We start from the raw sequence: 11,183 nt of genomic DNA on the forward strand, positions 1-11,183 counted from the left end.
GATCTTTCTTGCAGGTCACGGTTGTCACTAATCGGATCTGACGAATCCCGAATATTCCTAACACCAACTGAGTGCGCGCCGCAGCCTGCCTTCTTTGAGGGGTCGCAGACCGATCTAGTTATGGGGGAGGGCTCGAGCCCTACGGCGCAGCCTATGCCATGAGCCAAATCTTATGGTGGCTGATACTGAGTGATCGGTAGATGGTCACAGCCGCTGAACAGGTTGCCCTATTAGGTCATTCGTGAAATGGGCCTTCTTTCGCCGAGCGCGAGCTAAAAGCTAAAGACCCATGCATCACCTAGTGTGAGCGTTGTGATGATGAAACCTGGCTGTCTGGTACTGACTCTATGAGGTGTCGGTTGGCGAGCTAAGGTCATTCTTGGCTGATGCGATTTTCCATCGTGTAGAGCATCACTGACATCTTTTGTCTGCTGGGAACGGAGGAGTGCCGCAGGCCGGCTGGGTCTACCTTGGTACGTAAGGTCGTAAACGCGCTCAAGGGTATTCCAACGCCCGGCCCTACCCTGGCGGCAAAGAAAGCGTTTTGCCTCCCCTGTCTTCAGGGAGTTCAGGCAATGCACGATGCTCATGTCTTTACCGTTACAGCCCTTAGCAATGATCACGGGCTCTCCAGCGAGAAAAGCAGGGCTGTAACCACCAGTAGCAATGATGTGCACCCCATCGACCCAATCAGTTAAGACCCCTTGAGTGCGCCCCCCGCCTCTTATGGGATCGTTGTTCTCCAAACCTCTTGCTTGCAATCGAAGTGCTGCCGCCTAACAAGGGAACAAAATGACGGGCACGCCGTGAGTGCGACATATCTCAGTGATTACTGCTGCAGTTGGTAGGCCGGCAGCATTTGCGGGAAGCGCAATGGCATGAGGTTCGCTCTTCTCAATGAACGTAAGAAGCAGAGATAGGCATCCAGCTCGGCTCGTCGCGGCAAGCGGAATGCTAGCTGCCGTCTGACCGAGGATTCGGTGACCTGCCTGAACCTTAACCACGAGCTCCTGTAGAAGACTGCTTTGGATGTACCACACAGTTGCAGTCGTCAGAGTTCCGAGGCGGTAAGCATCAACAGAGGACCTAAGCCAATACCGCCGACCACCCCCTGTCTCTCCGTCATGTTCAAGAGTTTTTAGAGCAACCATGCGTTGGAGTGTGTTGCGGTGGATTCCGAGGATTGAGCTGACCTCAGACCCCCTCAGCTGATCAGTTGGTTGTGGAGCGTGGTGCTTTTGGCTAGAGCGTTTTGGCATTCAAGAACTCATTTTCGAACATTTGTGATAACCCGTTGAAATAGAATCGGATTTATCAGAATCGCAGAAGGGCCCGTATTATTACATTAGACGGGGATTTAACTAATTTCCCGCCTACTCTATGTTGTCGGATGCAGCCGGCCGGGAGCACCATCGGCATATCCGTAATGTGCATTCCGACACTAAATGAGTCCAAAAACAACCGGAATTGACTAATGGATTTCGTATGGTGCTTTTGAGGTGCGTTGCTGGGCAATAAGGGGATAATTGTCGTGTGCCAGTGGGTTTTAGTCAGGCGTTACGAGGGCGTATGACGTTTGCGTTCGAATGCTTATACCTATGTGATTGGGGCATCAGTGGGCAGTCAGTAGTGTTGCTTAGGTGTGTCAGAAGGTGCTGCCGGGCTTTGGAGGTGCGCTACGAGTGCCTAAAGGGATTTTGCAGTGCTCTCTAAGACACCGTATTGGTCGTAAACAGCAATAACCACAGTTTTGAGGTTGATCTGTGCGTAGAAATGTTCGTGATGTTGAGCTGGCAGGTCCGTTCCTTCAAAAGCTCGCCGAGATGACAGAGAGGCGAGAGCACCTCTTGATGGGGATCGTCGACCAGATGGCTTTTGTCCAAACTACACTTCAGCAACTTGCTGACAAGGTTAGGTCCTACGAAGGAGGCTGGGCACAGAGACGCTCTCAGGATGGCTGGTCATTAATGTGGATGTGGCGAGCAAGCGAGAAGGTTGGGCGGGTTTCGTGTGTAGAGGTGTACCTGTCGAAGGGAACAAAGAAAGATGGCGATTTCCACCGCGTTTCATTGAGGACAGTGGAGGCACGTCTTGCTCACATGACTCCGATCCTCGGTGCCAAAAGGACTAAATCGTTTTCCAGAGACCTTGAATTGTTCCTCAATGCAGCGAGGCGAGCGGTACGTTGGGTGAATGCATTTCCTGGTAATGATCTCGGGATCCTTGTTCCGAAATCAAAGGCTTCCGGGCTAGATGAGTGGATCTCGGCATTGGCAGTGTCCTGCGAGACCCGAAGCGCTAAGGCTGCCGGTTTGATCGAGAAGTACCTTGAGTTGGATAGTGAATTAAATCAGCTAGCTTTTGAGTTCAATGAAGCGCGACAACCGGTAAGATTCAGGTCGATCATTTGCAGGCGTGAATGCCCTGCTCTCGATCCGCTGTCCCCTGCGGAGCCGCGATACAGGGTGGTTGAATACTTCGACCGCCGGACAGGTAAGCGAAGTAGCCGAGATGTCAGCAGCTACAAGCAAAGGCTAAACCAGCAGAAGGTACGAGAGCGTCTTGCGCTCTCACTGGGTCGCCCTCCAACTGAGGCCGATTTGTCTGCTGTCATATCAACTAGACCAAGCCGAAAGCCAACGCCATGGCTGACAGCCGAGCTGATTTCTCACTGTCATCTAGGCAAGCATTCGGGAAGCATCAACAGACACCAAAAAAATATGGTGACGATTCTGGAAGAGTGGGGCTCGTTGAGAGTCCTTATCCGAGCGCTACTCTGAGTAGAAGGAAAAATAATGTCTCATTCTATCGAACAGCTGATTGCGATCGACCTTGGTAACGGCACCACCAGTTACATCGCAGGTGCTGGCGAAATTCGAGGGTCTTTTGCGTCACTTGTTGCACCTGCTCAATCGAACCAAGGCCTGGGTGGTGGCTTCACCCGTGAGTCTTTCAAGACAAAGTTCGGATCTTTCTACATCGGCGATGACTGCCGGGAAGATGGTGCTGCCCCCCGTAGCACTGACTCGAGCTATTACAGTTCAGAAAGCATTAAGGTTCTGTTCCTCAAGGTCTTGAAAGAGGTTGGTCAGAAAAATCCGATCATCGTGACGGGGCTGCCGACTGAGTTTTTCAAGCTTCGCCGCAACGAGTTTGCCTCCGATCTCAAAAAATGGGCTATCGAAGAAGGTTACCAACCAGCAAGCGTCAATGTGCTACCACAATACGTTGGCCCATGGTTCGACCCTGAACTGTTGGATCCGGAAGGGAAAGTCATTGATCCCCGTGTTGTGATGGAGGGGAAACTTGGAATTATTGATATCGGCCAGGGCACCACAGATGCCGGACAATTCGTCGACGGCAAGGTGAGTTCTGACGATAAGCTACGTTGGGGTGAATCTAGCGGGGTTTCTGACATCCACAAGAAACTGTTTACACAGCTAAAGCAGGTGGATGCACTAAATACTATCCTGCCGGCAAAGTCCCGACTGCCTAAGGATTTCTCTCTCGACGCTCAGACTACTGAGTACACGATGGATACCTGGCTGAGGAAAGGCTTCATCCCGTGGCGCGGATCCAGGATCGATATTGATCCCATCAGCCTACCTGCACGGCAAGAGTTCGCAGATGACGTGGTCGTACGGTGTATCAACACCGTCTGGGGGAAGACTGACTTCATGGCCGGTATGGTGGTGGCTGGTGGTGGTGCAATTGTTCTGGGGAGGAAACTCCTCCAAACGTATATCAACACGGTGATCTACATGGCCAAGGATCCTGAGAACTCGATCGTGCGTGGCTATCATCGTTTTTACGTAACGCAGAACTTCAAGGAGCAGGCCCGGATGAAGGTAGCTCAGCGTGGCTGAGACCCAGAGCGTTGTGATCCGGGAAAGGCTTTATCCAGAGATGCATGAAGCCCTTGTCGAGGTCCTAGCAAAATACCCCCGACAAGCTGGTAATCAGGTTGTGCTGGCTATGTCAGAAGCGTGCTTGAGCTTTTGCCCCATTTCTGAGGCCGACTACAACGTAGCCGACGGCGGTGAATTTCAGAACGTAAAATTTACACTGTCGGCAGAGAAGTATCCGAAGTTATATGCGTTGTATCGGGCACTTCCGAGGGGGGTCAAGGGGCAAGCGATCATCAACTTACTGAACCGTCATCAACTATTTAGGCAAGCTGATCCGGGTAAGGTTAACGATGCTCTGAATGAGGCGCTGCTCGGTAGAAAGGTCACAGACGGATCATCGACCGACCTGGCCAACACGAAGATGGGTGTAAGTGCAGAAATCGAAAGGGAGGTTGTGGCGAGACCAGTTGCTATGGTCGTGTCCAGCGTAGATCAGGCCAGCATTGAACCTGCTCCGGGCAACTTCACAACTGGAACGAAGCCACCGGTTGAAGCGTTGGTAATTCAGGTGGAAGTGGATGATCCATTGGCTGATTTGCCACCTATGGATTTCTCCTAGATAACCCATACGTCCAGCAGCCCTTCGTCCAGGAGGGCTGCAACTCTCACCTCGCCATCCCAACGAACGAAACAATCAAGAACACGGGCCAACTGTCGCGGTGTACCGTCGCATGTGAGAAGTGGTGGTAATGCTTGAGTATGGGGGAGAACCTTGACCGCCTCCTGGGTGACCGATAAAACGGTCACGCCCTCTACAAAGTTGTTGAGCAGGGTGGTCACCATAGTGTGAATTGGAGCTGCTGCAGTAGACATCATCAAAACCCTTCCACCCAAAATAGACCTTCAGTTGCATAGATTCGAACATTCGGACGCCGAGATCTGAACCAGGTCAGCGCATAGTTGAGAAAGCCTGGATTATCAGCTTCGATAGGGGGGTCTATGTTGGGGATACGGTCAACCAGGCTGTAGTTAACGTGAGCCACACCCTGAGATTCGGACAGAACGAGATCAAGAGAAACGCCTGTATGCTCGGGAAGGCTCAGTGCGAGATCTGAAAGCCAGAGATTGAAGTCCAGCTGCGACAGCGACCCGAATACACCGACCTTCGCCTGTGAAGCCGAGCGCGCGAGAAAGATATTCGCACTTGGGAGCCAGTTAGGCAGCAGATGGTTGACATCGAATGCGTCCGCCTCCTGAAGATAGCCGACATCAACGTTATAGGTTTGCATCTCTTTCTTGCTCCGAATCTGGATCAACATATTTTGATTTCTAGGTGGTGGCACGGTCTGGATCGGGGCAAATTAGGCAGATCGAACTAGAGCTTTACGGTATACCTTCATGCTCGACATCCAACCAGCTGTCACATACTCAATAGGCGGAACGCTCAGCCCAGCGCCTGCTGCCTCATGGAATCCAGCATCGAAATTCGAGATAAACGGAATTTCGAAAATCCCGTTTGCAGCTAGTTGCTCACGGACCGCCACTGCGTCAGCAGCTGAAAGACTTGGCAGCAAGTCGATAGCCTGGATCACAACATCTTCGCCCTCTGAGACAGGTATGTGTGGTACGAAGGGGGCTGTGGCCGAGACCAATTCGAAATCTCGGTACGCGCGTTTAACTTCACCCTGGATGCGCGCTACAAAGGTCAGACGTTCAAGCACGGCACCTATTGTGATTGTCCATGGAAAAGGATTCACTAACTCGTCAGCGGTGGAAACTAGTTGAACGCCGAATGGGACCAGACCCAGCTCTGGTCCAGATTCGTCACAGCGAATCAAATTCCCAAGTGAGTCTAGGCAGTAAGAGGGATACACATTGTCATTAACCGTGAAAATCACTGCGCCTATCATTTCGAGTTCATAATCTCTTGGAAGGTTTCTAGGACCTTGCCCACGCCGGTCTCGATGTAGTGCTGTCCATAGTAGCCTTGGGTTGGTGGTCGTGCTGAGTCCGCTTTCTCACTGACGGCCACCTTGGCGTAAGGCCCACCAACATCAGCAACAATGGCAGCCTGAACGCGCTGAACCGTGGCCGCGTCATTTTTTTGAGGAAGCCAGGCACGTGTAACAACACCTTCAGGATTCACTAGGAAGACCATAGTAGGCCAGATGTCATAAAAGGGACTTTTTTCGTCTTCCATCCCGCCCCACGAATCGATCACAAACTTGCGGCCTACAGCCGTGTCGCCTTCCCCAAGGTTCAGGTATGGCTTGATCCAGTCCTTGTAGCCCAAGCGCTCACCTCCAGACAGGCGGGATACAGGCGAGACAAAGTAATTGTCCACGCACATACGAAAAGCTTTTTCACAGGGCTCGTTGTTCCAGGTCAACCAAAAACCTCTGTATGCATCGTTGCTCTGCATCAGGGATTGCGGGAGACCATCGTAGCCCAGGAAGTTGAGCTCAACGTCTACGTGATTTTCCTTGAGCCACTTGCTCACCCCACCGATAAAAAAGCTTTCCTTCTTAGACCGCTCGGCTGCCGAATCTGCTCGAGCAAACCCATGTTGCAGCATGCTCAAATCATTTTTCGGCGCCTTGTAGTCCGAATACACGTTGGAAGCGACCCACAGTGACCAACCCTTCGGTTTCCAATTGGCTTTCTCGAAAAACCAAGCTTGTCCGGATTGAGCGTTGGAATCCTGTACGCTCTTCAAACCGAAGGTCGAGCCTGGCAACCGGAATTCTGGTTGGTCGACGACGCTTCCGCCGATCCATTTCGTGGAGGTCGGATTCGATGAGTCCCCGCAACCTGCGATCGCCACTGCAATCAGTGCCACAACCATTAATTTTTTCATAATTCATCTCCGTGATCTGGACACGAACTGTTTTAACAGGTCAGCCCAGGATTCCAAGTCTCAGCGCAGGTATAATGGGATGGGATTATGAAGGGCTTCCTTGATCAGTACCAAACGTGAACGGCTCGGGCAAAGAAAAGCCCGCTCGCGCGGGCTTTGATTAGGGCTTGTTTGGCCCCTTTGGAGTATCTGGACCCGGTGGGGTCGGGGGCGGCAACGCGGGGAGATTAGGTTTTGGAGGCGGTGAGCTTGGCTTAGCGAGCCTTTTGCTGGCTTGGGAGGCTGATCCAGCAGAAGCTTTCGGGAGCGATTGGACAATATTTGTAGCTCGGTAAGCCCCAGTTGTTGCGCCTGCTGCACCGTTAGCTGCCGAACCTGCTCCCGAGACAACTCGCCCGAGGGCGCCAGCAAGCTTGGCCGGTCCACCAACGAGACTCAATGCAGCACTGCCGAGTTTGACTGCTGCACCAATCACAGCACCACCGGTTGCGGCCATTCCAGAAGCTGCGCCGGCTGGGTTAAATCCTGAAAGACCTTTGACATCATCCCAAATCAGCATTTTAGCAATAACTATCTCTACAGCAGTCAAAGCCATGAAGATAATATATTGTGCAGAGCCTGCTGAAATGAGCAGGGGATAGTTCTCATAAATGTTGCCCGAAGTTAGCCCTGTCATCAGCTCCCCATTCATTGCAAGCAATGTAGCAGCCATTGTTAAACAAAGGTTGTTGACGAATGGGATCATGAAAGCAAAGCTAAGAATTTTAACAAAGCTAATCAGAATGCTCGGATTAACAAAAACCGCAAATACACATATCACCGGGAAGAGCACAACCATCATCCCTGCGAGCATGGCGCAGCCATTGATCATTGCAGGTACCTTGAAGGTAAGCATCCATTCTTTAAATGCTTTGCCGACGTCCTGGATCTTGGTCATTATGCTGTCAGCTGCATCGCTGATCCCCCAGTTCATGTCCTGACCATTACGGCGTTCAGAGCCAATAATAGGAAGCGAACTATCTGAAAACTTATCTCGCTGCTCAATCATATTGTTTATGTTTTTGATCATGAGGGTCTGGGCTTCAGTCTGATCTCTCATATATGAGGATCTTTGAGCCATTGGAACCTCTTCTCTGATTGCATCAGTCCAATTCTGAACGGCCTTTGTCACCATGCCATACATTTGGAGGCAGTTTTTAGGGTAGAACCTAACTTCTTGTCCCGCGGCGACCGATGAGCCCTCAGTTAGCTGTGGGTTGCTATACATTGAGCTATCGGCATTGTCAGTAGTTTTATCGAACTCCGAGGCGCCTTCATTTGCTTTGGATGGGAAATACTGTCTTACCCAATACTCTTTTGAAGGTAAAAGATAGCCCCCGGGTTTGACATTATTGCCTCGGAACGGATTCTGATCTTCAGGTATATTGAGTAGTGCGGTTCTGCCGGCGTCCACCTTATCGGCTACCTCGCTGTCTGCGAAATACCTTCTCCATGAATTGATTGATAACCCAAGGCCAAGAACGTTCATCGGCGATGCACTTCCAACCTTGTTGCCAGCCTCCATTTCTTCATACTGCTCCTTGCTAAGTTGACTCACTTCAACAGGGTTTATCATTGTTGAACCGTAGAGACCAACTGATTGTCCTACGAGCCGGGTATCTGGGGTGCTACCAGCCGTAGCAGACAGCGCACCTTGACATTTATCTATATAGTCTTGGTACATATCCTTTACAGGGCTATTGGCGAATTTCTTGAGTGTCCCCTCGTTTGTCACATGATAAGCATTTTCAAATGCCAGGCTCATTGCCGTTTCTTTATTTACATTATCCAGAGCTGATTTGAAAAGCTGATAAATATTGCCAATAATTGAAACTGACCAGCCAGCACCCGCCGATAGTCCTACGCTTCCACCAGCGGGCCCAATTTTATAGTTACCTGGCTGTAGGAGCATGGCAACCAAAAGTACAACACCTATAGCGCTCGCAGCTGTCTTGAGCTTATCTGCAGGTGCTTTCAGGGTCAAAATACTTACCCAGGCAAGTCCTCCCCACAGACAGAGGTTCATCGCCGCCACAGTGAAGGACTGGTTATAAGCCTGCCACATGTTGATGTAATGACTAACAAGATCGCCAAAATTGGAATTGACGATCTGTAGGTAGTCAAAATTTTCAATATCAGTCGAGTCTGACATTAGTTCGTTACCTGTTGGACACTCGCGAATACTTTGTTGCGTTCTTGATCGTGTTTGATTCGTGCCTGAAGGGCGATGTATTGTTGGCGAAGGCCAGCAACAGAGGTTTTAGTGCGGCTGATAACCTCATCACTCAGGATTACGTTATCAGGTTGATTGGCGATACCGCTTGAAACGCCAATTTCAATCTTGGAAATTACGTCGTCCAGCTCTTTCATCATTCCGAGCGTTGATAATTGGCGCTCTGTTGAAATGAACATGGCCGGGCTCGATCTGGCAAGGTTTCGCATGTATTGATGTTCGTTCTCGCTGACAACGATGTCAGCTCGAGAGATCAGATCTTTATATGCCTGTGTATTTTTGAAGGATGCGGCATCTGCAGAGTAAACAGCTTTGTACAGGTCCATGTATTCAGTGGTCAGGGTTTTCGAAAGGTTCTCAATGTTTTCAGTGCGCGGGGTTACCGAGGCAGCATCATTGTTGAAACCATACGAAGGTACGAGGCCACCATATTTCTTGATGTCATCACAACCAAGTTCCGATGCCGCGAGCACCAGGCCGGCGCTACCATCTTGTGGGTCATTGCTGCATGATTTACCGCTAACAGAAGCTTTAACTGAGCCAGTGCCGCCGGTTCCTGTTCCAGACCCAGTGCCAGCGCCTTTATTTGTTCCGCCCGAGACAGAGGAATTCCAACCAACCAGCCCGCCAGTAGCGCTCGACACCTTTCCCATCATTGCGTTGGCGCGATCGGAGGTTTTCTGCTTGAACTCCCCCATTTGGTTGAGAAGAGATCCGGTTAAACCCTCACCTGCCATGCATTTTGAGCTTTTATAGCCCTCGTCCACAGTACAGTCGGCTTCAGCTAGGGTTTGCTTTTTCTCGTCATATGCCTTGTCGGCCAGAGACCGTACGCCCGAGCAGGTCATGTTTGAGAGGTCCAAGCCAAACTGACCAACGCTATTAAGCTGGTCGATCACAGACTTGATGGTCGGCTGGCTGTAGGCTAAATACATGATGGCAAGCGCCGGAGCATTTTGGATGAACTGTTCAACCATCTCCTGGTACTGGCCCAGTTGACCATCTAGTACAGTGCTAAGATTGAGCCCATTACAACCCACGCCAACTTCAGTAGCGCCGTAGCCATTTACTACTGAAGTCCGCTGGTCTTGGAATGGGGTGAAGGTATCGAAGGAAAAGCTGCCTCCTTTGTTCGCGTCGTTCACCGCGCTCCCTTTCACGGATTCACCAAACAGGCCTGTAACGTCGTCCATGCGGCGTGTCCAGGGAGAGTCCGACCCGTCAGCCCCAAAATCAATTGACGCTGCGAAAGTATTTGTTGACATCACAGCAGAGACTGTCAGCGCGAGGATCGATTTGATATAGCGTGATTTCATTTTCATGCGCCTTTCTTCTCTGGCTGGATATATGTCATAGCCTGAAAGTGATCTTCAAGCTGGCGAAGTGTTCTGTTACCGACAATACTTTTGCGTCTGTTGACCTTAGTGTTGTCGATCCATGAAATTGGCCATGATGTCACTCCCAGCTTTTGCAAACTAATACGTTCTTCGCGAGAAAGTACGCGTCCAGACAATCCTCGTTGAGTTACATGCTTTGTGAAGGCATCACGATCACCGTCAAGTTGAAATATCTTTATTTTAAGCTTTGGATATTTTTGTTGGACAGTGGAAAGGATTTGTAGCTGTTTTTCACAGACAGGGCAGGTTGACTCTACGAACACAGACATACTCACGTTGTCGGTATCTATGTATTTTACTTCCTTAGCCTTCTCAGTAGCAGCATCAAGTCCTTTAATGTTTTTCAGGTCTCCGTTTTGCCACATTGCCATTTTGTAGAGTTCGGCGGACTTGTGGTACTCACCCCAGGTTTTATCCATATAAGAGACAAGCTCTGATGCCGCCTCAGGGGTTTGGTTGAGCTGAAGGTTGATTACGGCGCTTGGCGTTCCCGGTTGAAAGTTAAACTCCACACCATTTTTGCCAATCATTCGCATAGGCGCTTGTGGGTTCTTCTTCGCGTTCCGGTTCAACTCAGAGCAATTTTTCATCCAGTCCATATTCTGGCAGTCGAGAATATTTGGAAGCTTGTCGATTTCAGCGTTCTGACGATCATCGTTGTACTTGTCAACTTTTGCCATCGCTACTGCGATAGCGTTTGACAACGCTTCATTTGGACTTGATGCGTCGGAAAGTACGAAAGGTGCATTGGAGACAAAACATCCAACCAGAAAGGCGAGAGAGATCTTAATTGAAGTTTTCATACTTTC

At 50.4% G+C, this 11,183-nt stretch carries 9 protein-coding genes; 2 read left to right on the forward strand and 7 right to left on the reverse strand.

Translation table 11 applies throughout. The annotated features are described in order from the left end of the window. Nucleotides 1–776 precede the first annotated feature (776 nt). Nucleotides 777–1,259, reverse strand: coding sequence for a helix-turn-helix domain-containing protein (locus MF6394_RS35095; RefSeq protein ID WP_352231495.1), 483 nt, complete (start codon nucleotides 1,257–1,259; stop codon nucleotides 777–779). A gap of 1,536 nt (nucleotides 1,260–2,795) precedes the next feature. Between MF6394_RS35095 and MF6394_RS02410 the strand changes: the two genes are divergently transcribed. Then, nucleotides 2,796–3,866 carry a ParM/StbA family protein gene (locus MF6394_RS02410; RefSeq protein WP_011923011.1) on the forward strand — a complete coding sequence of 357 codons (1,071 nt, stop codon included), beginning with the start codon at nucleotides 2,796–2,798 and terminating at the stop codon, nucleotides 3,864–3,866. Continuing rightward, a complete protein-coding gene (locus MF6394_RS02415) occupies nucleotides 3,859–4,467 on the forward strand; it encodes a hypothetical protein (RefSeq protein ID WP_078466101.1) in 609 nt (202 codons plus the stop codon). The genes MF6394_RS02410 and MF6394_RS02415 overlap by 8 nt, the downstream gene beginning before the upstream one ends. A gap of 256 nt (nucleotides 4,468–4,723) precedes the next feature. Here MF6394_RS02415 and MF6394_RS02425 read toward each other — a convergent pair whose 3' ends face one another. From MF6394_RS02425 to traF, 6 genes are all read right to left on the reverse strand, one after another. Next, on the reverse strand, nucleotides 4,724–5,167 hold the full coding sequence (locus tag MF6394_RS02425) for a hypothetical protein (protein ID WP_078466103.1): 444 nt from the start codon (nucleotides 5,165–5,167) through the stop codon (nucleotides 4,724–4,726). 42 nt (nucleotides 5,168–5,209) lie between these two features. Then, a complete protein-coding gene (locus MF6394_RS02430) occupies nucleotides 5,210–5,746 on the reverse strand; it encodes a hypothetical protein (protein WP_153045994.1) in 537 nt (178 codons plus the stop codon). A gap of 8 nt (nucleotides 5,747–5,754) precedes the next feature. Next, complete coding sequence (locus tag MF6394_RS02435; RefSeq protein WP_078466105.1) at nucleotides 5,755–6,705, reverse strand: hypothetical protein; 951 nt, start codon at nucleotides 6,703–6,705, stop codon at nucleotides 5,755–5,757. A gap of 160 nt (nucleotides 6,706–6,865) precedes the next feature. Beyond that, nucleotides 6,866–8,896 (reverse strand): hypothetical protein, encoded by a 2,031-nt coding sequence (locus MF6394_RS02440; protein WP_078466106.1) that lies wholly within the window; start codon nucleotides 8,894–8,896, stop codon nucleotides 6,866–6,868. After that, nucleotides 8,896–10,293 (reverse strand): hypothetical protein, encoded by a 1,398-nt coding sequence (locus MF6394_RS02445; RefSeq protein WP_078466107.1) that lies wholly within the window; start codon nucleotides 10,291–10,293, stop codon nucleotides 8,896–8,898. Before MF6394_RS02445 ends, MF6394_RS02440 begins: the two co-directional genes overlap by 1 nt. Before the next feature lie 2 nt (nucleotides 10,294–10,295). Continuing rightward, nucleotides 10,296–11,177, reverse strand: a complete 882-nt coding sequence (traF, locus tag MF6394_RS02450) for a conjugal transfer protein TraF (RefSeq protein ID WP_078466108.1) — start codon at nucleotides 11,175–11,177, stop codon at nucleotides 10,296–10,298. Nucleotides 11,178–11,183: the final 6 nt, after the last annotated feature.

Source organism: Pseudomonas sp. MF6394 (assembly GCF_002018845.1).
GTDB lineage: Bacteria > Pseudomonadota > Gammaproteobacteria > Pseudomonadales > Pseudomonadaceae > Aquipseudomonas > Aquipseudomonas lactis.

Excerpts from the sequence above, each read along its gene's own strand:
- MF6394_RS35095 (WP_352231495.1), bottom strand. The coding sequence starts at position 1,259 with ATGCCAAAACGCTCTAGCCAAAAGCACCACGCTCCACAACCAACTGAT.
- MF6394_RS02410 (WP_011923011.1), top strand. The coding sequence starts at position 2,796 with ATGTCTCATTCTATCGAACAGCTGATTGCGATCGACCTTGGTAACGGC.
- MF6394_RS02425 (WP_078466103.1), bottom strand. The coding sequence starts at position 5,167 with ATGTTGATCCAGATTCGGAGCAAGAAAGAGATGCAAACCTATAACGTT.
- MF6394_RS02435 (WP_078466105.1), bottom strand. The coding sequence starts at position 6,705 with ATGAAAAAATTAATGGTTGTGGCACTGATTGCAGTGGCGATCGCAGGT.
- MF6394_RS02440 (WP_078466106.1), bottom strand. The coding sequence starts at position 8,896 with ATGTCAGACTCGACTGATATTGAAAATTTTGACTACCTACAGATCGTC.
- MF6394_RS02445 (WP_078466107.1), bottom strand. The coding sequence starts at position 10,293 with ATGAAATCACGCTATATCAAATCGATCCTCGCGCTGACAGTCTCTGCT.
- traF (WP_078466108.1), bottom strand. The coding sequence starts at position 11,177 with ATGAAAACTTCAATTAAGATCTCTCTCGCCTTTCTGGTTGGATGTTTT.